A 23,470-nucleotide genomic window follows, 5' to 3' on the forward strand; every position below is an offset into this window, starting at 1 on the left:
CCTATCGCCAGCGGGTGAACCAGGGGGCAACAGTCGCGGCGATCACGTCGAAGCCCGTGCGGAACGAGTGCGCCTGCTTCGGGATGACCTTCACCTCGGCAGCGTCGGCGGCATCGGGCACGCCGAACGGGTCGCTGCCGCCGTTGATCACCACCACCTCGATGTCGCCCGGGGCCAGCAGCTCATCGCGCCTGCTCTTCTCCGGTTTCCCCGGCGGATGCAACGGGAACGACAGCGCGATCACCCCGCGCGCGCCGACTGCCACGGCCGTGCGACACGCCACCCTGGCTCCGTTGCTGCGACCCCCCTGGACGATCGGCAGGTCTCCGAAGCGCTCCCGCAGCGCCGCGACGATCTCGATCCAGGCCTCGTCCTGCTTGTCCGCCGACCCCGGCGCGCGCCGCCCGGCGACGCGATAGGGCTGCACGACACGGGCCACCGAACCGCCCGCCTCGACCGCCGAATCACGCACCACCAGAATGTCTTTCGCCTCGACACCACCACCGGCGCCGTGGGTGATCACCAGCAGGAAGGCCGGGTCGGCGGCCTCGTCGAGCTCGATCTCCGCGGGTCCCGCACTCGTCTCGATGCGCATACCCCACCGTAGCCCCGCGTGTTTTTCCGGTCACATTGCTCGCGACCCCCTTTGCCGAGTCGCTTACTCACCGGTAATATGGTCCATAAGTTACCCGCGAGTAGCATGCGGAAAACCGGAAAGGCTACCCGGTGGACGTCACGACGGGCGGGAACGGCGCACAACCGACCGCACCAGAACTCAACGGAGAGTGAGTACTCACATGGGCCACTACAAGGCAAACGTTCGCGACCTCGAGTTCAACCTCTTCGAGGTCCTCGGCATCGGCAGTGTCCTGGATTCCGGCGCCTTCGGCGACCTGGACGCCGACACGGTCAAGGAGATGCTGTCCGAGGTCCGCCGCCTGGCCGAGGGCCCGCTGGCCGAGTCGTTCGCCGACGCGGACCGCAACCCGCCCGTGTTCGACCCGAACACCCACACCGTCACCATCCCCGAGTCCTTCAAGAAGTCCTACAAGGCGCTCGAGGACGGCGAGTGGGTCAAGGTGCCGCTGCGCGAGGAGCTCGGTGGCCTCGGTGCCCCGTCCGTGGTCGGCTGGGCGCTGGCCGAGATGGTGCTCGGCGCCAACCCGCCGATCCAGATGTACGCCGCCGGCGCCGGCTTCGCCCAGGTGTTCTACAACAACGGCACCGACGAGCAGAAGAAGTGGGCGCAGAAGATCGCCGACCGCAACTGGGGCGCCACCATGGTGCTGACCGAGCCCGACGCGGGCTCCGACGTCGGCGCCGGCCGCACCAAGGCGATCAAGCAGGAGGACGGCTCCTGGCACATCGAGGGCGTGAAGCGCTTCATCACCTCGGGTGACTCCGACGACATGTTCGAGAACATCATGCACCTGGTGCTGGCCCGCCCCGAGGGCGCGGGACCGGGCACCAAGGGCCTGTCGCTGTTCTACGTGCCGAAGACCCACTTCGACTTCGAGACCGACACCCTGGGTGACCGCAACGGCGTGTTCGTCACCAACGTCGAGCACAAGATGGGCATCAAGGCCTCGGCCACCTGTGAGGTCACCTTCGGCGGCCACGGTGTGCCCGCCAAGGGCTGGCTGGTCGGCGAGGTGCACAACGGCATCGCGCAGATGTTCGACGTCATCGAGAACGCCCGCATGATGGTCGGCACCAAGGCCATCGCGACCCTGTCGACCGGTTACCTGAACGCGCTGGAGTACGCCAAGACCCGCGTCCAGGGCGCCGACCTGACCCAGATGACCGACAAGACCGCGCCGCGCGTCACCATCACCCACCACCCGGATGTGCGTCGCTCGCTGGCCATGCAGAAGGCCTACGCCGAGGGCCTGCGCGCGATCTACCTCTACACCGCCGCCCACCAGAACGAAGAGATCGCCGCCGCGGTCTCGGGTGCCGACAAGGACGTCGCGTTCCGCGTGAACGACCTGCTGCTCCCGATCGTCAAGGGTGTCGGCTCCGAGCGCGCCTACCAGTACCTGACCGATTCGCTGCAGACCTTCGGTGGCTCCGGCTTCCTGCAGGACTACCCGATCGAGCAGTACATCCGCGACGCGAAGATCGACTCGCTGTACGAAGGCACCACCGCCATCCAGGCGCAGGACTTCTTCTTCCGCAAGATCGCCCGCGATCGCGGTGTGGCCCTGGCCCACGTGGCAGGCCAGATCCAGAAGTTCATCGACGCCGACTCCGCCAACGAGCGCATCAAGGGTGAGCGCAAGCTGCTCGCCACCGCGCTCGAGGACGTCCAGACCATGGCCGCCACCCTGACCGGCCACCTGATGGGCGCCCAGGAGCAGCCGACCGAGCTGTACAAGGTCGGCCTGGGTTCGGTCCGCTTCCTGATGGCCGTCGGTGACCTGTTCATCGGCTGGCAGCTGCTGCAGCAGGCCGAGGTCGCCCTCGCGGCCCTGGACAACGGCGCCACCGGCTCCGACGTCGCCTTCTACACCGGCAAGGTCGCCTCGGCCCAGTTCTTCGCCCGCAACGTCCTGCCCGAGCTGACCGCCACCCGCGCGATCCTCGCCAACCTGGACAACGACATCATGGAACTGGACGAAGCCGCCTTCTGAGGCTTGATCGTCTGATCCACCCGAACGGCCCGGAGTTTCGACTCCGGGCCGTTCGTCGTTCGAATGCCACGTCGTCGCTGGTGACGATTCGGTTTCGCCCGTACGAACGGCTTCTGTATAGTCGCCATCACCTGTAGGGTGATGGAGGGGGAACGGGGTGCGGCTCGTGTTCGCGAAAGACTCACTTCGGTCCCTCTACGAAGACGAGAAGTTCCGGATCAACGGACTCGACCCGGAGGCCGTCAAAGCCTTCCGGAAGAAGGTGCAACTGCTGCAAGCAGCGACGAGTGAGGTTGAACTACGCAACTTCCGCTCGTTGAACCTGGAGAAACTGAAGGGCGATCGACAAGGCGACTACTCGATCCGACTGACACGGCAGTGGCGACTGATTCTCCGATTCACCACCGACGAGACCGGACGCACGGTACTGATCCTCGAACTGTGCGACTACCACTGATCCGCCGTGAGGGGAGGCCTGGAACATGAGTGAGAATGCTGGGCTGCCCGCGCAGGCGTTCCCCGCGGGCGAATACCTGCGTGATGAGATCGAGGCGCGCGGCTGGACCGTCACCGAGTTCGCCGAGATACTCGGGCGACCGCAGCAGGCGGTGTCCGAGATCCTCAACGGGCACAAGGAGATCACACCCGAAACAGCGATCGAGATCGCTGCCGCGACCGGTACCGAGGCCGCGACCTGGCTTCGCCTGCAGAGTACGTATCGGCTGTGGAAGCTGGCGCGAACGGATGCACCGGTGCGGGCGACGGCAGTCGCGAGACGTGCGAGGCTGTCCCAGCTCGTACCGATGCCCGAGCTGCGCAAACGTGGCATCATCCCGACCGGAGCCGATCTCGACGCCGAAGAATCGGCAGTATGCGATCTCTTGGAAATCGCAAACATCGCCGAACAGCCGATGCTCGAGTTCGCCGCACGCCGGTCCGTGGAGGACGCGCCGATCTCACCGCCACAACTCGCGTGGATCGCCTGCGTCCGACATGAGTCGAGGCGCAGATCCAGCGTGATTCGCGAAGTGGGTGATGTGGCGGCGCTCGCGACCGAGACCGTTCGCCGCTTGCGCGATCCCGGAGCACTGGCAACCCTGCCCGGACTGTTCTCGGACAACGGAATCCGACTGGTGTACGTCCAGGCGTTCAACTCGGGCAAGATCGACGGTGGTGCCTACATCGATGATGTCGGCGTGCCGGTGATCGGCCTGTCAGGCCGCATTCAGCGATTGGACAGCATCGTGTTCACCCTCCTGCACGAACTGGCACATCTACACCTCGGCCACTTGGACAATGGCATCACCCTCGACACCGACGTCTGCGCCGCGGCGGAGAACGAAACCGAGCGGTCCGCTGATCGCCAGGCCGTGCGGTGGGCACTGCCGGAACAGATCGGTCTCACCGCCCCGATATCGAAGCGAGCGGTGGTCGCGCGCGCGGAGGCCATGGGCGTACATCCGGCACTGATCGTCGGCCGTCTCCAGCATCAGCGAATTCTGCCGTGGACACACATGCGTGACCTCACCCCCAATGTCCGAGGGTTGCTCGCCGCCTGGTGAGACCTGCATTCATCGCGGGGTGATCGATCGGCCGCGTATTCTGAAGGTCAACCGTCAGTCGGGGTCGAGACACCTCGGGGGTAGGGATGGGTGAGAGTACCGCGCTCAGTGTGTATCTGCGTGAGCGGCGGATGGCGGCCGGGCTTGCGCGGTCCGAGCTCGCTGTGCGCGCGCAGATGGCGCCGTTGCTGATCGGGCAGATCGAATCGGGTGCGCTGATACCGAATCAGCCCATGCTGCAACGACTTTTCGATTCGCTGAACGTGCCGCTCTGGTATCGCAAGCACATCCTGGTACTCGGGCTGCCTGCGGTCGATAGCGGTTCGTCCGCGCCCACACCCTCGGCCGACGATCTCACCGACCTGGCCAGCCTCACCCACCCGGCGTGCTTCCAGCGCTTCCCCACCATGGACATCCTCGCCGCGAACTCCGACTACCAGCGCATGTTTCCCGGTCTCGGCGCCGGCGTGAACATGCTCGAATGGATGTTCCTGGACCCGGCGGCCAAGAAGGTCTTCCTCGATTGGACCACCGAGGCGCAGCTGCTGGTGCACGCCTTCCGCATGCTGTCGCCCCTGGCTCCGTCGAAGCGGGTCACCGAGATCACCGACTCCTGCGGGACATCACCGGACTGGGATCCGGTGTGGACCAGCGAAGTTCGCCCCCAGGATGTCGCGCGCCGGCATCTGCGGGTGCGCGAACGCAGCACCGGCATCGAGCGCCGCATGCTGCTGCGTATCTACGATCCGGCCTTCCCCACCCGCCCCTGGTGGCTGTACCGGCTCATCCCCTCCCGCTGAAACGGGCGCCCGCCGCGTTCACGGCGGGCGCCCGGCGACTCAGGCGGCGGCCGAACCGGTGGCCAGCATGCTCAGCAGGTAAGTCAGGGACTCGAACATTCTCTATCTCCTTGTTGGGGGCCCACAGTTCCTATCACGGAGGAATTACGGAACACACCATTCGGATTAACGTGCGGCAAACACGATGTGACGCCTCTTCGCCCTGGTAGCGCACACCGTTGAGTTCAGCTGATACGGAAGCGCTTCCGGTATTCGTTCGGCGTGGTGTCGAGGGTGCGCCGGAACGCGCGGGTCAGGGTGTCGACGGTATTGAAGCCGCACGCCACGGCGATCCGCTGCAAGGTCTCGTCACCGGCCTCCAGCCGATGCCGCGCGACCTCCACGCGCGCCGACTCGATATAGGCCGCGGGCGTCATCCCCAGCTCGGTGCGGAACACCCGGGTGAGCTGGCGTTCGCTGACATGGGCCCGCTCGGCCAGCTCGGTCACCGTGAGCGGATTGGCGATATTGCGCGTGATGTAGTGCCGCAGCTCGTCGATGCGCCGCGTGGTCGACACCGGTTCCAACGACACACTGAATTGGCTTTGGCCACTGGGTCTTTTGAGATACATCACCAACTGGCGCGCCACCCGCAACGCCAGTTCGTCACCGAAATCGTCCGCGACCAGCGCCAGGGTCAGATCGAGACAGGCGGTGAGACCCGCTCCGGTCCAGACGTTTTCGTCCCGGATGTAGATCGGATCGGCATCCACCTCGACCGCCGGGTGCTCGGCCGCGAGCTGCTTGGCCGTGGACCAGTGCGTGGTCGCCCGCTTGCCGTCGAGCAGTCCGGCGGCGGCGAGGATGTGCGCGCCGACGCAGACCGACGCCACCCTGCGCGCGCCCCGCGCGAGCACCGTCACCGCGTCGACCACCGCGGGATCGACCACCGCGCGCACCCGACGATAGCTATCGGTCGTCACCGATCCGGGGACGACCACCGTATCGATCCGCCGCCCCGCCAGCTCCTCGAAGGTCACATCCGGCAGCACCCGAACCCCCGCCGACGTGGTGATCGGCTCCACCGTTTCCGCGGCCAGCACCACCTGATAACCGGTCGGCTCGTCCATCTCCCGCTGCAACAGCGAGAAGACCTCGGGCGGTCCGGTCACGTCGAGCAGATCGACCTGGTCGAACAGCACGATCACCACGAGCCGATCCGTCATCCCACCTCCATGTCCGAATCTGCAGGTTACATGACATTGCCGACATCCCCGCCGGTCCATAGCGTGAATCCCATGACTTCGACGACCCTCCGCGAGCTCAACGGCTTCGACGAAACCCCCGCCACCCTGTCCGACTCCACCCTCATCCTGGTCGACTACCAGAACACCTACACCCGGGGCGTCATGGAGCTGACCGGCTGGTCCCCCGCCCTCGACGCCGCCGCCGAACTCCTCGGCAAGGCCAGGGCCGCGGGCGCGACGGTCATCCACGTCATCAACGACGGCGGGGAGGGCACCCCCTACGACATCCGCGCCGACATCGGCCAGATCCACCCCAAGGTGGCCCCCACCGCCGACGAGAAGATCGTCGTCAAAACCGTCCCCAACGCTTTCGTCGGCACCGACCTCGGCGACCTCGTCGACGCCGCGGGCAACGACAACGTCATCATCGCCGGCTTCATGACCCACATGTGCGTCACCTTCACCACCGAAGGCGCCTTCCTCCGCGGCAACAAACCCACCGTCGTCGCCGACGCCTGCGCCACTCGCCCCCTCGGCAACGTCCCCGCCGACCAACTCCACGCCGGCGCCTTGGCCACCCTCACCGACCTCTACGCAGTCGTCGTACCGACAACTTCTGACCTGAGCGCCTAACCTTCGGCAGATTCAAGTCCGGCGAGAATCTCGCGGACGGCTGCGGCTTCGGCGGGCAGCCGGTTCGCGAGGAGGTTCCAGAGGATGTTGTGGTCGACGGCATCGTAATTGTGCGCGACCAGGTTCCTTGTGGCCTTGACGCCGCGCCACGAAACCTCGGGGTGCGCGGCGATGAACTCCTCAGGCAGCCGGGCAACCGATTCACCCAACCGGTGCAGCACTGCCTCAGCTGCGAGCCTGGTGATCTCGTCGGAGTCGTAAGCGGACCTGCCGCCGCTGACGATTCTCGCCCCCATCTCGCTGAAGGCGAGAAAGTCTCGCAGACTTCTGGCTGTGCGTTCGCCGGTATCCCGGCCGCTCACAGCGGCTTGGCCTCGTCCCGAATCGGATGCGGCCCCTCGGGAAGACCACCTTCGGACACCAGATCGACATGGAGGCCGGTGAGCTCCTCCAAGTCGAGCATCAATTCGGCCATGTCGAGCAGATCCGCATCGGCGTCGAACCGCACGAGCAGGTCGATGTCACTGCCCGAGACATCGTCACCACGCGACACCGATCCGAAGACACGCACACGGTTCGCCTTGTGCCGCAAGGCCAGTGCGATGATCTGATCCCGGTGTTCGGCGATCACACGAGAGGGGCGTGGCTTGGCCGCGTCCCTCAGCCGGCTCAACATCGTCGGCGAAGGCCGCCGGGTCCCGCTCTCATAAGCGGCAATGTTGGACTGAGCGACACCGGATCGCTGCGCCAGCTCAGCCTGGGTCAGACCGGCGGCGCGGCGCAGGTCACGCACGGTTTCCATGCTCCGATGATATCGGATGATATATCGCTCGGCCAAGATCGGTTACGCATGCTCACGGTTCGACCAGGGCACCACCGACAACTTCGCCGATATCGAGCAGCGCTGATCCGTTCAGCATGCCGTCGTGGTCCCCCGGCAAACTCCAGTTCTCGACACCCGTCGTCTTCATCGGAAGGATCACACTCATCGCGTCGACCTCCGACGATCCGGCGGTGTCGAACGAGTCGATACGCCGAGCCAACCCGCTGACGGAGGCTTCACCGAAGAAGTCGGCGACTGTCAGCGGCATCTGCGTCCTTTCCCGGAGCAGGCTCACCACCTGCGTGGCCAGCAACGAGTTTCCGCCGAGGGTGAGGAAGTCGTCGTCGGCGCCGATCTCGTTCACGCCCAGCGCCTCTTCGAACACGGTCGCAGTACCGGTTCGAGTATGGCGGCACGATCGAGCTTGCCGACGGGGGTCAACGGAACCTCGTCGAGCACGACGATCGCCGCGGGCACCATGCAAGACGGCAAGCACAATTGGCCCGCTCGGTACGTGGTGAACGCAAGAAGAGCCCAACCTTCTTGGGAAGGTTGGGCTCTCTCGCTGACGCAGGTCAGGTGATTCGTACGTAGGTTCCCGCACCACCGGAAACCGTCGCCTGCCAGGTTCCCTGCACGCTGGTGAAGACCTCGAGCGTCACAGTGTCACCGGTGCTCACGGGCGCGGTCCCAGTCACTGTCATCGTGCCGCTGGTCCCTGCCACCACCGCGCTGGTGGCCACCACGGTGCCGGCGACGAGGAGCCTTGCCTGATAGTTGCCGGAGACCGTCCCACCGGCGAAGGCCACCGCGGCGGAGAGGTTGGCCGCGGCATCGCTCGACTGCGGACGCAATCCGTCTCCGGAGACCACCGAACCTGGGTAGTTCGCCGTGTCGGCGAGCCAACCAGGGACGGCTGCCCAGGTGTTCGTGGCGCCCATCGGACTGTTGCCGTTCTTGGTCATGCCCGACGGCAGGACAGCGCCGGCGCCCGCGAAGATGTGTGGCATGGTCTACTCCTCGCCGGTCGGATCGGAGGTTTCCCCCGGCCCGGGCTCGATCGGAGTCTCCGGCTCGGGATCCGACTGGGTCGGCGTCTCCGTAACAGGCTCGGGATCCGTCGGCGGTTCGACGATCGCTCCCGGATAGCCGGATGCCGGGCTCTTCCAGTAGGGGGTCCCATCGGGGCTTTCCGGCTCCGGCTGAGATTCAAGGGGCTCCCACACCAGGATGGGCCCGCCGATGATCATCGTCGGCATTACGCGGTCACCCCGGCGAGGCTCGCCTGCAGGCCACGGCCCGCCGGACTGTCCGCAGTGGTGATCTGCACGACCACCCGGTCGCCGGCTGCGAAACTCCATGAACCGGTGACGCTGGTGTCGACCGCGTGGTTCGCCGCAGGGACCGTGGCCGCGGTGCCCGGGACGGCAACGCCGTTCTTCCTCAGTTCGACGACGAGATTGCCGGTGCCCGCCGTCTCGCCGCGGTAGGTCACCTTCGACACGGTGATCGCACGCTCGATCCGAATACCCTCCGGGACAGTGTTTCCCGCTCCGACAGCGCGAACTCCCATGTGCGACTTGAAGGCGATGTCGTAGGCCTGACCTGCCGCCGTGGGTGTGCGCGCGTTCGTCAGCCGAGGGTCGGTGTCGGCGACCGCGTGGATCGCGGCGCGAACCGCACCGTCATCGGCGGCGGCCAGCAGGGTGCCGACCGTTGCACTGGTCCCGGTCAGCTGGCCGATCGGGTGGGTATGCGAAGTAGGTGTACGGGCGTTGGTCAGGCGCGGATCGTCACCGGCGACGGCGGTCGTCGCCGTGTCACCGATGATCGGGGGGAACGTCACGGGCTTGCCCGAGATGCCGCTCCACAATGTCGTGCCGGCCGGACCCCGCACGACGACGCCCTGACCGTTCGGTGTCCAACCGCCTACGGTCCGGTAGAGGTAGAGCAGGCCATCGGATTTGACGATGTACTGGCTGCCATCCGGCGGCGACGCCGGTAGCTGCGCATACGTTTCAGCCTGGCCGTCGATCTGAATCCCGTGGCCCGGCGGGCCGACGACAACAGCATTGCCCGCCGAGGCAGGCACCGGTGCCGCGAGTGTCAGATCGACCAGGCCGGTGGAGCCCAGGTCGGGGTTTTCCGGATCGGGTCCGGCGAGATACTTGGTCACGTGGAAGCTGAATGGATCCAGCGGGATTCGCTCGCCGTCGTAGGAGAGGTCGAACGAAACCCGCCAGGTCCACTCCGCCGGGTTCGTAGCCGGACCGGGCGCAACCAGACGCACACCGCGCTTGCCGCGCCACGTCAGATAACCGAACTCGTCGAGCTGGCATTCGTAGTGCTGCGGTAGCTGGACATACGTCGCGGGCGCCGGCTGCGCGTTGCGAACCAGGATCTTGGGTGCCTCGGCGATGAACGTGATGGTGCCGCTGAGCGGCGGGAACTCGGGCAAGTCACCGAGGTCGGGGCCGTCGATCACGTTGGCGAGGAATCGCCCGACGACCTTGCCGTACTCGAGCGGGGGCAGATCAGCCATGGCTCAATACCTTTCGAATGGTGGGTGGCGGGGCCGTATCAGGCCGGCAGCGCACGAACCTGCAGATGGGAGTAGTTGCCGTTCACCGTGTAGCTGCCGCTACCCGCCGCGCGAGACGCCACGACGTACAAGGTGACGGTCTGGTTGGCCGGAACGGTGCCGAAAGGCGCCCCAGGCTTGACGGGGTAGTCGAATCCCGGCGAGATCAGGACATGGGCCATCCGCGCCTCCCAATGTCCCCACCCCTGGGCAACCACCTCACCGTCGGGCGCGCCGATACGTACGGTCACGTCGCAGCGTGTCGGAGAACTGGAAGAAACCCCCACAGCGCCTTCGATCCACGGCCGCCAGGTCGTAGGCTGCGCCGGAATCGTGATCGCCGCCAGCACTTTCGGGTCTTCCTTCAGATTCTGCGCGGTCAGAAACTGATTGTTGCCGATCGTCCACGGGCCCCGCAGGCGCGGCGAAGGGATCGGCCGGAACTTCTCGGTGGCGGCGTCGAAACCGAGCACATACCCCTGGCCGAGCGGATTCTCCGCAGTGACCGAGACATCGGAGGCATCCGCGATTCGTCCCGCAGCGCCAGGGTCTCCCTGCTCACCCTGCTCGCCACGGGGAAAGGTGATCTCCAGCTGTTGATTCGGCGCCGAGCCGATAACCCTGGCCGAAGCGGTCGCGCCGGCAAGCCCGATGCCTGTCAGCATATTCACCGGACCCCGGCGCCCCGGGCGACGGAAGGCGTCGGCGAAGGCGATGAATTCGGTGCCGGTCCAGTAGTAGATCGCGTTCTCGGCCACCACACGCCAAGCCTTGCGCGCATCAGCGGTGGTCAACCCGAGGCCGGCCAATGCCGCAGCGTCGGCGATATCGCCCTGCCACGTCCACGGCCATGCCGCCGCGCCCTCAGGCCCAGCGACTCCGGCGGGGCCTTCGCGCAGTTCGATCAGGACCTCACGGTCGACGACCTCGACCGGATTCACCGTGTAGGGCAGCCCGACCGAGTCGGCCACCCCACGCATGGTGATCATGACATCCTGGTCGTACGCGGTGGTCACATCCTCGTTGTTCACAGCACCCCCACGGGTCGGGCCGTGCACACGATCTGCGCGTCGGCCATCTGGTAGTCGTAGTTCGCCGAGCCCGCGCCGCGGCGCACAACGACGAACAAGGTGACCGCCTGACCTGCCGGAATGACGCCCACCGTGCTACCAGGAGTGACGTTCCGGGCAGCCAGATGCGGTTGAAACCGCGCCCTCGTGTGGACGCCCGTGACGAAACCGCTACCGAGAGCAACGATCTGCCCCGATGCGGATCCGATCCGGACCTCGGCGTCGATCCGCGTGGTGAACTCGCTGGAGCCTTCGATCGGCCGAACGACGACACCACCGGTGATCATGGGTCGCCACGCGCAGTCCTGCGCGGGGACCTGCAACTGAGCCACCACGATCGAGGCGGCCGATACCCCCGACTGCGAAGGTGCGAACCCGGGACCGCCGTCCCATGCCCGGTCCCCGACGATGGTCCAGGGCCCACGCAGACCCGGATAGGGTTGCCCCGACCATTTGCCGGTCGTGGCGCTCCACACAGGAACGGCCTTGTCGGGGTGCGCGCCGTCGGCATAGTCCTCGGCCTGACGGATCGGGCCGGGCCCGCCGTCGGGCCCTTTCAGGCCTTTGACCCCGCGTGGCACGACGATATCCAGTACCAGATCGGGCGCCGCGCCGCTGACGGTCACTTGCAGGTCCGAACCAACCGGACCCGTGGTCACGCTTCCGATCGAAACGGAACACGACTCACCATCCGGGCCGAGGGCACCGAACGCCTCGGGGAAGGTGTCCAAACCCGTCCCGTTCCAGTACGCGAGCGCACCCGTCGACACGACCCGCCATGCCTTGCCGGCGTGGGCTCTGCCCAACTTCTCGACCAGCGCTGTCAGCGCCGCCTGGTCGGCGATATCGCCTTCCCAACGAAACGGCCTGGCCGGCTCACCTTCCGGGCCCTGTGGTCCGACGGCGCCGGTCGCCAGTTCGAGACTGCCGTCGCGCGGTGTTCCATGGAGCGCCTGGACGAGGCCGGGCGCACCGATCCCCTCGTCCAGCGCCCGGATCACCGTCGCGTCGAAATAGTTTCCTACCGAAGTCATTTCAACTCATTCCGTGGGCTCGGCGAAGGCGATGAGCGAGGCACGCGTCGGGCTGATTCCGATCTTGTCGGAACTGGGCCCGGTGCCGATCCGCTCGACCGAAACGACCAGGCTTCCTGGCTGACCGGCTGGTACGGTCGCAAAATCGGAGGTCGGCGAGAGCACCCGGGCAGTGGTGCCGTCCCGCAGGCACGGGAAAACCGGCACGTACATCCACGCTCCTGGGGACCCGACCGCGAAGGCCGTCCCGGTTGCGACGATCGGACCCTGTGAACTGCCGAGGCGAACCGTCAGTTCCGCAGCCTGGCTGGTCGTGTTCGAGTGCACATAGATATGCCCGTACACGTGCGGACGCCACCGGAACGGCTGGGCCGGAATGGTGAACGTGCCACCACCGACCCTGCTCGCCGCGACGATCTGTTCCTCGGCGAAATCTTCCTGGTACCAGCCCCACGGACCAGCCCCCAAGGGCGCCGGAACCGACCGAAAGCGCCGGGACGCGCGGTCATAGGCGAAAACACCGCCGTGGCTCGGACCGTTCGCTTCCTCGTAATCCTCTGCCTCGGTGATCGTCCCCGAATCACCAGGCGGGCCGACCGGCCCCCGCAAACCAGCGGGCACCGTGGCACGAATCTCCTGCTCCGCGGAAGTTCCGACGAGCTCCAGTGCGGGCTCTGTCAAGGCCGGTTCGTTTACTGTTTCCAGGACGGTGAGGACGTTGGCAGCCGCGGTGGGGCCGGCCGGTCCTACGGCATCGACCGAGTGCACCCAGCCCTTGCCGATCCACACATCCATCCCGTTGTCATCGAGGCGGTGCCACCATTTACCCCGGTCCTCGGGGCCGAGGCTTGACGGTCGCGCTGCGCTGTCCGCCAACACGCCCATTTTGCGAAACGACGTGCGCGGCCGTCCTGCTGATCCCGCCACACCCGCCGGGCCGCCGGGTAGCGGCAGCTCCGCCATCTCGGGCGCCAGCTCGACCTCCGCGGTCAGCAGCGGCAGCCCGTCGATATCCGGCTGCCGATAGGCACGCAGTCGCGCGGGAAAACTGATGTCTCCCATTGAATACTCCTTTAGTTTTCGGACTGCCTCAGAAGATGAGCAGGTCCAGGTCGGCGCCCACGTCCGTCGACAGGTCCTTGATCGCCGAAGCCACGCGGCCCAAGCGCTGCCACGCCTTCACCACCGAGTCCTCTTCGTCGGAACCGTCGCCGACGGTGATCTGCCAGGACGCCGGGGTCTCGCGGTCGTCCGTGAAGGTGAGTTCGGTGACGAAATCTGTGAAGACCTTCTCCCCCATGGCGAAGCCGATCTGGTCACCGACGCCGAAATCACGGCCGATCAGATAGGGAGCGTTGTCCTGAATCGTCACCTTGTGACTGGTGTAGCCACGGGTCAGGTGCAGGCCCTGCCGCGCGGCGACGAAACCGTCGAGGGTGAAGGCCTTGTCACTGCCGGTGATGTACAGCTCGCGGAAGGCATACGGCCCCGCCTTGCGGACACGCTCCATATCCCGGTAGACCATCCACGCCAGGAACACATCGTCGAGCTGGCCGCGGTACAGCCAGTCCATGCCGATCAAGGACAACAGCGCCTTGATCGCCATCTCGATGCCGGCATTGACCCAGCCCGGCGATCGACCGCCCACGATGATGTCGGTCGCGGTGGGCTTGTGCAGCGCCACCTCGGAGGCTCCGATCCCGGAGTACTCACCTTCGAAGTACCAGACCCACGGCAGATTTCGCATCGTGCCGAACTTGCCCGGTGTCCCGTAGACCGCTTCGTACTCCGTGGTCGAATCGAACTTCGGATACCGCATGGGAGTGGTGCCGTCGTCGGCGAATTCCTCGAACCAGGAGATGATCCCGTCCAGCAACGTACCGGTGGGCCCGGTGACTCCCGATTTGTCCACAGTCTCGAGGACGACGGTCGGTTTGTCGAGGTAGAACCACTCGGGCGCCGGCTGCTCGTCCTCGCCAGGGAGGAAGAACCGGGCCGTCAGCATGACGCCCGAATCCTCGAGCATCGGCTGGAACAGCTTGTCGGCCATGTCGAACCGCGCCGAAGCGGCGCTCCACCGGCTCGTGTCGGTACGGGGATCGACCGGGACGACAGCGATCGGGAAGGTCGTATTCCCCTGCAGCCGCATCAGGTTCATCGTGAGATAGGTCGTCACCAACGTCCGCACCGGGCCGAACAGGATGTGGTGGCGCGGGAACTGGGCCAAGACCGGTGCGAACGGGCTCGCCCAGCAGCAGATGGTGGAGATGTGGTTCCAGGCGTGAATCGCCTCGATGTCCACCGTCTCGACCCCGTTGTCGTCCCGGACGATCGAAGCCTTGGTGATGTAGCCGTCCCACCGGAAACCCCTGGTGTTCACAGTGATCGGCAGGGTCGCGTCGGCATGGCTGCCGAACAGGTGGTCGAAGTGCACCATGTCCCGCGGACAGATCATCTTCAACCCGCCGGCCGAGTTCCGTGGAAAGCTCACCTGCAACGACAGGTAGCTCCGCTCCTCCCCCACCTCCTGCATGTCCTTGTCCCAGTACCGGACCAGAACCTCTTGATCCCGAGCATCTTCCTGCTCGACCCGGAACATCTCATCCATCCGCCGCGATTCCGCATGCGGGTCCCAAACACCCATCCTCCACCACCTTTCTTCGATTTTGGGCATGAAAAAGGCCCAACCCGCTCCGGATTGGGCCCATGTTCCCTGCTCATATTGAAAACACAGATATGAGCGCTATCTATCGTACCTACGAAGAGAATCCCAGTCTCCGAAATTTGGGGTAGGCTCGAAGTTCGTACCCAGGTCGACGTCGAAGTACTCCGTAACCCTGTCGAGCTCCCCACCCCGAGGGGAAACTACTTCCGTCATGGACCCATCGCTGGTGTAGAGATAACTGGTAATAGCGTCAGAGTCTGCAGAGTCAACGTAGCCAGCAATAGAGTACTCATACATCACAACGTCGCCAAGAAAAAGTCGATCCTGCAACGAAAGGTAGAAGGTGTACTTCAAGCATACTCGACCGAACTCGTCCAAGAAGTAGGAACTCAGATTGCCCTGACCCCAATTGACTTGAATAACTTGCGCAAGACCAGAACTGCCATCGAATCCAACACTGTACGCCTGGCCGCTACCATTCAACGAACAGGCTCCATCGCGGGAAATTTCATCAATCGGAATTCCTAACCCGAAGTTCCAAGCTTTTCCATAACGCACTTCCCCGGACTCGTTGACCACCTTCCATCCCGCACTTACAGCACATTGCTGCTTTCGCGACGGAGTAGAATTTCCAATCGACCAGCCTCTGCCTTTACGTTTACCGGCACCGCTCTACCCTGGATTGGAACTTCCAGAATCATGGCCGGAATCAATCAGACAGCCTGCTGATTCGACCAGGTGTCGGGATCGATAAATGCGCACGGATCCCGAGTTGGCAGATCTACACTAATCTGACCGTCAGGCTCGAGCCCAGTACTGCCGTCGCCGAACTGAAATACAACCGACCGACATCTCCAATTCAGTCGGTAGCAAGTCGACATTCACTGTTCAGCTCCGCTCGCAAATGCGCACAACCTTAATATCCTCGCCACTATGACCCAGACCCCGGACCGCATGCACGACAGCTTCAGATTCCACCCTCGTCACCATCGACCTACATTTATCCGAGCCTGTCAAAATACTCAATGCCATGACAGGGGTAATATCGAGCAATTCTCGCAATTCCTTCATCGCCACAATGCGCACACCGGGAGAGGTAACAGCGATAGCTGCACCCCCGAATTTGTCAATAAGAGCATTGCGAAGCGAGTCCGGCCCCGGACCATCGCCGAAATCGTCACTTACGAGGCCGCACGAGGAGCACTGCCATTCGGAGAACCACTGGATTCTATTCGAATCACCATGTAACTGCTGCCCCTGCCATCCCACAACCGCCTGGTCGCAGCCGGGACACGACAACTTGAACTCAACAGCCTGCTCCATTACAACCATCCCCTGAGCTTGAGATACCGCTCGACGGTATCATAAAACAACTTTGAGGTTCCGCTGCCATCACGGGGGTGATGCTTCGTCAGCCCCCGCGCATACCAACGGTGATGCAGCTCTTCGTGGACAATAGTTGTTCTCAGGTCCAATCTCGAGGAGAACCTATCCTTGCCGATTTGAGTTCCTCCCGTTCGATGGGCCATCCCAGAGTATACAGTCGGGCTGTACACCGGGATATGCGTGAATCTAAAGTTCTCGAAATCCGGTGAGCTCAAGATTATTTCAAGCGCTCGTTGTCGGACTCTGGATGTCGATCCCGTGGCTCCTACTATCTGAGCGCGCGTGCCCCAAACGTTTCGAGAAGTATGGCCATGATGCTCCGCATCCAACGTCGACCGGGGCGCCACTCCTCCTGGACGCCCAGGCATCCTCGGAGCCTCCGATATCTCGCCGGTATCGGACTGGCGCGCGTGTTCCTTGGATTTCCCACTGGTCACCAATTTGCGAAGCGGCGCAAGTACGTTTCTACCGTATTTTGCGCCCGTCGATACAATTGCTTCCACAACCGTCGATCCCGCAATTCTGCTCCTGCTAACGAAGCCAGTCGCCGCGCGAATACCTGATCCAAATTCGATCGGCACGGATGCCGTGGAGGACCACCGCGGCCGAATTCCTACACTTCTAAATATGAACAGACTGGCTGCGGTGGCGGAACCAAATTCGAAAACCGAACCGACTGTGTCGTCTTTCCACTGCTTGAGCGGAATTCCGGTCAGGTCTTTGACCAGCTCATTTTCGCGGTTGGGTGGCTGATAGGTTGTGGATCCGCGAACGAAATCTGATCCGCGTAGCGCATCGTAGCCCGTCATGGCCGCATATTTGGGGAGCGCGAGGTAGAGCATGGCAGCGCCCTTGGCCAGGCCGACTACTGCCGTTCCCGCGTTTGCGAACCTGTTCGGGGTGTCGTAAGTGACGTGGAATGTTCCGTATTGGTCGACACGGATCGACGACATACCTCGGACGCCGTCCTGCATCATGTGAAATGGAGCGCCAACGGTATCGGAAACAACAGATGCAAGGCCGGTTAGTCCGCGCTTCGCCCCCTCCCACGCACGTACATCCCAAGGCTGCACGGGAGCGGGAATTTCGTTCTTCCAGGCTTCTTTCCCACTCGCATCGAAGTGAACGGTGGTCCTGCCCGATTGCACTGTCTGTGAACCATCGGGGAAGATCGTGTCCAGACGCGGCCGACCGTCTTTGTCGAGCGAGAAATCGGTGATCACACCGAGGTGGTTCATCCGGTACGTATGACCGTTCTTAACCCGGAACCACGACTGGTTTCCGTCCTTGTCGGGCTCTCCCTCCCAATGGTTGTCGAATTCATCGATCATCCACCCGGAGCGATTCGCGAACATCTGCCCGGTAAATTTGGACTGAAGTTCACCACTGGGACCGAAACTGGTAGACGACATCGTGGAATTGCCGAAATTGTCTACGTGGATGTTGTCGTAAAGGCCCTCCGAGTTCCGGACTCCGATGTCGACACCGACTACGCGGCCGGACGAGTCGAGCGACAGCGTTCGCGACTTCGACGCATCGGGTGAGGTCTCGAACGCGTGGGTGGGGATACCCGAGGTGGATGTGCCGGGCGCGAAGTGCTGGCCGTAGCCCAAGCCGTTCGGTCCACCCGACTCGAAGTAGGACGATCCGCCGCCGACGTCGTCCTGCCACCGGATGTAGTTCGCCGTGCCTTCGATCGAAACGATCCGCGCCGTCGACAGCACGTTTCCGGCAGCGTCCTTGACCACTGCGTCTACTGTGTTCTTGCCGTTGCCCTCTGGGATCGTGTACTCGACGACTTGCCCATTCGGGCGCACTTCCGTCCAGGTCTTTCCCACCTCCCGGCCGTCGGTCGACGGCATCGGCAGCGCGTCCTGGTTCGGACCTTTCGCGTCGAGCAGCGGATCATGCTCCTCGACGGGGACCGCAGGGGCCGGCGACCCCTGGGGTGGGGTCGCAACCGAAGGTGGCGTCTGGTTACCTGGTACTTCGGCGGGAGGCTGGTCGGTTGCGGGCGCCGACGGCTTTTGCTGTTCGCGCTCCTGCGCCTGCTGCCGCTTTTCCTGTTCAGCTGCCAGCTTGGACTGGTGGTCATTCGCAGGCGGCTGACTCGGCAGCGGTCCGTCTATGAAGTCGACCTTCATCGGCCCCGGACCATTGATCGGCTGAGCGGATTGAACATCGTCCGTCGCGCGCTCGGTCATATTGCGCACGCCGAGAAGGCGTGCGAATGTCCGAGCCGCTGAAGCAGCGGTCATACCGTTGACGTCGTGCACCCGAGGCGCCGAGGGGCCGGCAGCACCGGATACAGCACCCGCCGGCGTCAGCGAGTCCGACCATTGCCGATACCCAGAAGGGTTATACGTCCCCTGCCCCTTTGGTACCGCCATCGCGATACCTCCTTCGAATAGGAGAGAGCCCAACCCCCACAAAGGGGTTGGGCTCTCTCGCTCTAGCTGTTCAGTTGGCAGAGCCGGTCAGAGTGGCCGGGACGACCTCGGTGTCACGGCCCCGATGATGCTCGACTCGGTCGTACCTTCGTCCACGCGCACCACGATGTCGGTGCTCGCCCAGGGGTCAAGCGATGCCAACCAGCGACGACCTGCGAGCTGACCCCACACATTCACCACCACGGAACTGCCCTCTGTGTAGAGCCGAGCTGTCCGATGACGTGGATGCGTATCGATGCGCAGCGTCTGGCCCGCAGTCAGGCGCGGGGTCTGCACCATGCGCGGCTGGCCGGTGTCGCTGGGCATCGGGTCGAGGATCGACCAGCGTCCTGGGCCGTTCATGGTGTAGCGCGGCCATGCCGGCTGGTCGGCTGCGTTGCGTAGGCGCAGGACGCCTTCGCCGCTGCCGGCCGCGTTGGTCCAGACCTGCGTCTCGTCGAAGTGACGCGCGAGCGGATCCATGGCGGTCGCCGAAATCTTGTACATGGCGAAACCGTTGCGGGCCGGATCGATGTCGCCCGCGGGTTCGGGGGCGCCGTCGAGCTGGAACTGCTGGAACCGCCAGCCCTGATGCCGGGTGAAGTAGCCGACAGTGACCGGCTTGTCGGTGGACCAGCCACGGAACCACGCGTCGTGCACGGCGAGGAACTCACGGACCGGGTTGGATTCGCGCGCGCCGGTCGCTGTGGAGATGATGGCCAGGAAGTCCCATTCCTTCTTCCAACGGACAGACCGCGCGAAGGTGGCACCGTCCTGCCTGGCACCCTCGGTTGTCAGCAACTGGACCGGCGCGAACATGAAACCTGTTTGGGCCGAGAGCCTTACACCCTCACGACCTGCGTTGGGACCTGCCATGTGCCAGACGCGGCCGTTGATATCCCAGACCACGATCTTGGTGTCCTGGGTAGTGAGCAGTTGGTGGGTCATCGCCCGAGCCCTCCTCCGCGTTGCTGAGCAAACGATTGACGGCGCTGGACACGGGCGATCGACATCGCGACGCTCTTGGGATCCATACCGTTGAAGTTGAAGATGTCGCCGCGGGCGGTGTGCCCACCGACTCCTTCGGCCAGGTCGGTCAGGCCGAAGCCGGTGCCGACGAGTTCCTTGGCCGTGCTCGCCACCCATTCGATGGGCTTGGCCACGAGATCGACCGTCTTGCCCGCCCCGATGGAGCCGACCAGCGAGCCGAGAACACCGCCGACGGCCGCACCCGCCGGGCCGGCGATCGCGGTGCCGATCCCCGCGCCGATAAAGTTGCCGAGCTGACCAGCAGCGGTTTCCGCGACGCCCTTCGCGGCGCCGGTGATACCCTTGACCAACCCGCCGGAGGAAGCACCGGAGAGGAATCCCTGGATACCCGCGGTCAGGTTGTCGGCTTCGCTCATCTGGAATTGCTTTTGCTGCTCACCAGGAACGAGATACGAGCCCTCGGGATCGATACCCAGCTGAGCCAGCAGCGGACTGTCGACGCCGAGCGCGGAGGTGATCTGCGGGATGTTCAGCGCACCCGCCAGCGCACCGAGGTCGGCGCCGAAGTCGCTGACAGCCGGGTTGCCACTGAGGCCGAAGGATTCGGCCAGCTTGTTCGCCAACGAACTGCCGGCGACGGCACCTCGGTCGATACTGTCGGCACCGCTGTAGGTGGTCCAGTATTTCTCGTCGACGAGCGACTTGCCGCTGAGAGCCGGTGTGCGCGGGGTGGTAGCTGGACCGGTCTCGGTCGCGGTCGCGCCCCCTCCCGGATACCAGACCCAGGTGCCGCCGCCAGTGCCTTCATTGCCACCGCTCACGACAACGCTGCTGCCCCCACCCCCGGTAGTGGTGACGCCACCGCCGGTTGTGGTCCCACCACCCACACCGTCCCATGACGTGGCTCCGGCGGGTGCGGCGCCTCCGGGTGCGACGGCTCCGCCTGCGCCACCATCGGTGAACGTCGGCGCACCCGTCGGCCCGATTTCGGTCTTCAGCGACATGGCGGCCGTGAATCCGCCACCGAAACGCGAACCCAGCGCCTCGCCGAGTGACTCACCGATCACCGGTGCCATCGGCCCGGCAGGACCGAGAGCAGGGGCGATGGCGTTCCCCAACGCCAAACCGACGCGGCCGCCCGCCTCGGTGGCCGAGGACATGATCCCTGCGGTCAGAGCATCCGACAGCGCCATCAGCGGCGCGGCGGACCCGTTGGCGGAGGTAGTGGACGGATCGGCGAACGCCGGCGCCACATTCATCACGCCCTGCGGTTCTACCTGCAGCCGCGCAGACATCGCGGGGCCGTTCTCGGCGAACACCGAGCCTTGCTGTCCGAGATCGACTTTCACCGGATCGTTCGTCCGGCGGCTGTAGGCACCACCCGTACCGAAGATCGGCGCGAGTGCTCCGCCGAGTGCCGCACCGGCGGCGCCGGCGGCATCCAGCGCCGCGCCCGCGACGCCGCCGACCACATCGGCAGCCAAGCCAGTGCCGAGCAGCGTCCGCCAACGCTCCGGATCACCCGCCGCGGAGTCGCCGACCAGTCCGCCTGTGGCGAAACCGGGCAGCATGCCGGCCAGATAGCCCGGCGACGGCACCCAGCCCGCGTTGATCGCTTCCAACAACGGCAACGCGTTGGCCGTCGCGGCAGCGTTGACCACGAACTCGCCTCTGGACAACCGCGCCAGGATCGAGTCGCTGGTCCCGGTGCCGGGACCGTGCACGGTTCCACCGTGCGCGTAGGCCGCTACGTCGGAATCCACCACGGCGTGGTCGGCAGCGGGCTTCGCTGGGTTGAGCAGAGTTGTTCTCGAGGAGAACTTGACCAGCCGCGTCTTGCTGTCGGCGGCGTCGCCGTCGGGACGAAGCAGATCCATGGCTTGCCCGGCCACGCGTTCGGCGATCGCGCCTGGCTGTGTGCCGAGTACATCGGCGAGCACACTGTCGAGCAGGCCGAAGACGCCTGACCCGATCAGCGCGTTGGGTGGGATACGGCCATCCTCGCCGAGCGTGATCGGGTCCTCGTCCGCGAGGGTGATGGTCGCGGCACCGGAGCCGCGCTCCCGGATTGCTCCACTGGGCAACCTGACCCGCTTTCCCGGAGTCGGCTGGCCGCTCGTGGTCATCGCGAGAACGTCCGGCAAGGTCATCGCCGTTGGGCGTTTCTTCTTCACAATTGGTATCCACTTTCTGCGTTCGACCGCTCCGGGACCGCAGCCACCTAGCCGGACCAACCGAGGAAGTCGTTCATCTGATCGAGTTCCGTTGCAGTGCCGACTCTTTCGCGATCGGACCGCAGGCCCGGCCGAGCTATCGGCTCAGGTCGGTTACGCCCGCGGCGACCATCGTCGGTGCGCGCCCACATCAACCAGCGGAGGCTGTCGGCCACTTCGGCCAGGAGGTGCTCTGCGACCTGCCAGCGACTGGCTTCCGGGTACATGGCGCGATGCAGCGCCGAATCTGTCGGCAGGTGCTTCACGATCACCCGGAGCTCGGCCCAGCCGAGCTCCGCGGTGCCGAGCATCCGCCTGCGCAGACCCAGAGCGATCAGATCGAATTCGATTGCCTCGCCATGCTCTTCGAGGAGAGCATCGAGGCCTAGGATTCCCCCAGGCTCAGCCCCGAGTGCGCGCGCCATGCCTCGAGGAACGCATGGTAGGCGTCGGGCTCCATCTCGTCGAGCGCGTCGAGCGCGTCGACCGTGAGGCTCAGTTCGAGCAGGGTATACATCGCATCGACATCGCCGAGGCGCCGGATCCGGCGCACCAGGCCGGGCTTGAGGTAGGACAGCGACGGAAGCACGATGTCGGTGCCGTCGACCGTATAGGTGAAGTCGTCTTTCACGGGTGCGGGCTGGGCGTACTTGCCTGCGGTCGCGGGAGAAGTCATGGGTAGCAGACCCTTTCGATGTTGAGATGCGATAGGTACGAAATTGGGGCCCAGCGGCGGCGGGCGGGCCTGCGCATAGGTGTGTAACCCGCCGCCGTTGGGGGTCTAGTGAGGATCAGGCAGTCTTGATGCCGTCGTCGAGGTAGCGGTAGGCCTTGACGCCGGTGTCGTCCTTGAAGGCCTCGACATTGATGGTGAAACCGGCCAGTTCGTTCGACACGAACTTCTTCTCGGTGATCGAGGAGATCTTGGCGTTCGGCAGCACGATGCGCAGCTTCTTGTCCTCGGTCTTCATATCGAAGATCCACGAGCGACGCGGCAGCACCATGCCGGTTTCCTTGACATTGATCAGCTTGCCGGAGGTGGTGGTGGCCGCGGTGGCGGTCACGTTGTTCTCACCGAAGATCTCGCTGAGCACGTCCTGGTCCCACACCGCGTACAGGGTGAGGCCGAAGCGAACCGAGTGCTCGGTCTGCAGCTGGGCGATGATATCGGCGTTCCAGTCCTTGACGGTCTCCACCTTGCGCTCGCCGAGCGACTCGATGCCGTCCTCGGAAACGTAGCCCAGCGCCTTGAAGGCGGGAGCGATGGTGCCGGCCGCGGTGGTCGGCAGGGTGGTGTTGAGCGGGGCCACCAGGACACCGCCGGAAACGGCCAGGTTCGGGGTACCGGCGCCGATGTAGTTGCTGGAAGGCAGAGCCATTGTGTTTACTCCCTTGGGATTGTTGCGCAGGCCCTCGGGATTGGTA

Annotated in this window: 23 protein-coding genes; 5 read left to right on the top strand and 18 right to left on the bottom strand. The window is 64.7% G+C overall.

Annotated elements, in window-relative coordinates; translation table 11 throughout:
• Window position 1: 1 nt before the first annotated feature.
• Window positions 2-595, bottom strand: coding sequence for an alpha/beta family hydrolase (locus tag AB0H56_RS14350; RefSeq protein ID WP_357162197.1), 594 nt, complete (start codon window positions 593-595; stop codon window positions 2-4).
• Between the two features lie 202 nt (window positions 596-797).
• Between AB0H56_RS14350 and AB0H56_RS14355 the strand changes: the two genes are divergently transcribed.
• From AB0H56_RS14355 to AB0H56_RS14370, 4 genes are all read left to right on the top strand, one after another.
• Window positions 798-2,633 (top strand): acyl-CoA dehydrogenase, encoded by a 1,836-nt coding sequence (locus tag AB0H56_RS14355; protein ID WP_280299313.1) that lies wholly within the window; start codon window positions 798-800, stop codon window positions 2,631-2,633.
• A 157-nt stretch (window positions 2,634-2,790) separates the two neighbouring features.
• Complete coding sequence (locus tag AB0H56_RS14360; RefSeq protein WP_357162200.1) at window positions 2,791-3,090, top strand: type II toxin-antitoxin system RelE/ParE family toxin; 300 nt, start codon at window positions 2,791-2,793, stop codon at window positions 3,088-3,090.
• Between the two features lie 25 nt (window positions 3,091-3,115).
• Window positions 3,116-4,195, top strand: a complete 1,080-nt coding sequence (locus tag AB0H56_RS14365; RefSeq protein ID WP_357162203.1) for a HigA family addiction module antitoxin — start codon at window positions 3,116-3,118, stop codon at window positions 4,193-4,195.
• Window positions 4,196-4,281: 86 nt separating this feature from the next.
• Window positions 4,282-4,995, top strand: coding sequence for a helix-turn-helix domain-containing protein (locus AB0H56_RS14370; protein WP_357162206.1), 714 nt, complete (start codon window positions 4,282-4,284; stop codon window positions 4,993-4,995).
• Between the two features lie 224 nt (window positions 4,996-5,219).
• On the opposite strand, the gene AB0H56_RS14375 is transcribed toward AB0H56_RS14370, so the two are convergent.
• The gene (locus tag AB0H56_RS14375; RefSeq protein ID WP_357162209.1) at window positions 5,220-6,185 is read right to left on the bottom strand and encodes a helix-turn-helix domain-containing protein; all 966 of its coding nucleotides are present in this window, start codon (window positions 6,183-6,185) and stop codon (window positions 5,220-5,222) included.
• A gap of 87 nt (window positions 6,186-6,272) precedes the next feature.
• Here AB0H56_RS14375 and AB0H56_RS14380 point away from each other — a divergent pair, with 87 nt between their 5' ends.
• On the top strand, window positions 6,273-6,854 hold the full coding sequence (locus AB0H56_RS14380; RefSeq protein WP_357162211.1) for a cysteine hydrolase family protein: 582 nt from the start codon (window positions 6,273-6,275) through the stop codon (window positions 6,852-6,854).
• On the opposite strand, the gene AB0H56_RS14385 is transcribed toward AB0H56_RS14380, so the two are convergent.
• From AB0H56_RS14385 to AB0H56_RS14460, 16 genes are all read right to left on the bottom strand, one after another.
• Entirely contained in the window at window positions 6,851-7,216 is a 366-nt protein-coding gene (locus tag AB0H56_RS14385; RefSeq protein ID WP_357162214.1) for a HepT-like ribonuclease domain-containing protein, read from the bottom strand. The genes AB0H56_RS14380 and AB0H56_RS14385 overlap by 4 nt on opposite strands.
• Window positions 7,213-7,656: a helix-turn-helix domain-containing protein gene (locus tag AB0H56_RS14390; RefSeq protein WP_357162217.1), complete on the bottom strand. Its 444-nt coding sequence runs from the start codon at window positions 7,654-7,656 to the stop codon at window positions 7,213-7,215. The genes AB0H56_RS14385 and AB0H56_RS14390 overlap by 4 nt, the downstream gene beginning before the upstream one ends.
• Window positions 7,657-7,708: 52 nt before the next feature.
• The gene (locus tag AB0H56_RS14395; RefSeq protein ID WP_357162219.1) at window positions 7,709-8,173 is read right to left on the bottom strand and encodes a phosphopantetheine-binding protein; all 465 of its coding nucleotides are present in this window, start codon (window positions 8,171-8,173) and stop codon (window positions 7,709-7,711) included.
• A 79-nt stretch (window positions 8,174-8,252) separates the two neighbouring features.
• On the bottom strand, window positions 8,253-8,687 hold the full coding sequence (locus tag AB0H56_RS14400; protein WP_357162222.1) for a hypothetical protein: 435 nt from the start codon (window positions 8,685-8,687) through the stop codon (window positions 8,253-8,255).
• Window positions 8,688-8,690: 3 nt separating this feature from the next.
• Window positions 8,691-8,936 (bottom strand): hypothetical protein, encoded by a 246-nt coding sequence (locus AB0H56_RS14405; RefSeq protein WP_357162225.1) that lies wholly within the window; start codon window positions 8,934-8,936, stop codon window positions 8,691-8,693.
• Entirely contained in the window at window positions 8,936-10,162 is a 1,227-nt protein-coding gene (locus tag AB0H56_RS14410; protein WP_357162228.1) for a hypothetical protein, read from the bottom strand. Before AB0H56_RS14410 ends, AB0H56_RS14405 begins: the two co-directional genes overlap by 1 nt.
• A gap of 95 nt (window positions 10,163-10,257) precedes the next feature.
• The gene (locus tag AB0H56_RS14415; protein WP_357162231.1) at window positions 10,258-11,289 is read right to left on the bottom strand and encodes a hypothetical protein; all 1,032 of its coding nucleotides are present in this window, start codon (window positions 11,287-11,289) and stop codon (window positions 10,258-10,260) included.
• Complete coding sequence (locus AB0H56_RS14420; RefSeq protein ID WP_357162234.1) at window positions 11,286-12,362, bottom strand: hypothetical protein; 1,077 nt, start codon at window positions 12,360-12,362, stop codon at window positions 11,286-11,288. Before AB0H56_RS14420 ends, AB0H56_RS14415 begins: the two co-directional genes overlap by 4 nt.
• A 6-nt stretch (window positions 12,363-12,368) precedes the next feature.
• On the bottom strand, window positions 12,369-13,424 hold the full coding sequence (locus tag AB0H56_RS14425) for a hypothetical protein (RefSeq protein WP_357162237.1): 1,056 nt from the start codon (window positions 13,422-13,424) through the stop codon (window positions 12,369-12,371).
• A gap of 28 nt (window positions 13,425-13,452) precedes the next feature.
• Window positions 13,453-15,006 (bottom strand): phage tail protein, encoded by a 1,554-nt coding sequence (locus AB0H56_RS14430; RefSeq protein WP_233001321.1) that lies wholly within the window; start codon window positions 15,004-15,006, stop codon window positions 13,453-13,455.
• 1,343 nt (window positions 15,007-16,349) lie between these two features.
• Window positions 16,350-18,689: a hypothetical protein gene (locus tag AB0H56_RS14435; RefSeq protein ID WP_357162241.1), complete on the bottom strand. Its 2,340-nt coding sequence runs from the start codon at window positions 18,687-18,689 to the stop codon at window positions 16,350-16,352.
• A 201-nt stretch (window positions 18,690-18,890) separates the two neighbouring features.
• A complete protein-coding gene (locus AB0H56_RS14440; RefSeq protein WP_357162244.1) occupies window positions 18,891-19,790 on the bottom strand; it encodes a phage tail protein in 900 nt (299 codons plus the stop codon).
• On the bottom strand, window positions 19,787-22,006 hold the full coding sequence (locus tag AB0H56_RS14445; protein ID WP_357162247.1) for a hypothetical protein: 2,220 nt from the start codon (window positions 22,004-22,006) through the stop codon (window positions 19,787-19,789). Before AB0H56_RS14445 ends, AB0H56_RS14440 begins: the two co-directional genes overlap by 4 nt.
• Before the next feature lie 47 nt (window positions 22,007-22,053).
• Window positions 22,054-22,470: a DUF5361 domain-containing protein gene (locus AB0H56_RS14450; RefSeq protein ID WP_232995711.1), complete on the bottom strand. Its 417-nt coding sequence runs from the start codon at window positions 22,468-22,470 to the stop codon at window positions 22,054-22,056.
• Window positions 22,431-22,721, bottom strand: a complete 291-nt coding sequence (locus tag AB0H56_RS14455) for a hypothetical protein (protein ID WP_357162250.1) — start codon at window positions 22,719-22,721, stop codon at window positions 22,431-22,433. The genes AB0H56_RS14450 and AB0H56_RS14455 overlap by 40 nt, the downstream gene beginning before the upstream one ends.
• A gap of 115 nt (window positions 22,722-22,836) precedes the next feature.
• Complete coding sequence (locus AB0H56_RS14460) at window positions 22,837-23,424, bottom strand: hypothetical protein (RefSeq protein WP_357162253.1); 588 nt, start codon at window positions 23,422-23,424, stop codon at window positions 22,837-22,839.
• Window positions 23,425-23,470: the final 46 nt, after the last annotated feature.

Source organism: Nocardia sp. NPDC050717, assembly GCF_040654275.1.
GTDB lineage: Bacteria > Actinomycetota > Actinomycetes > Mycobacteriales > Mycobacteriaceae > Nocardia.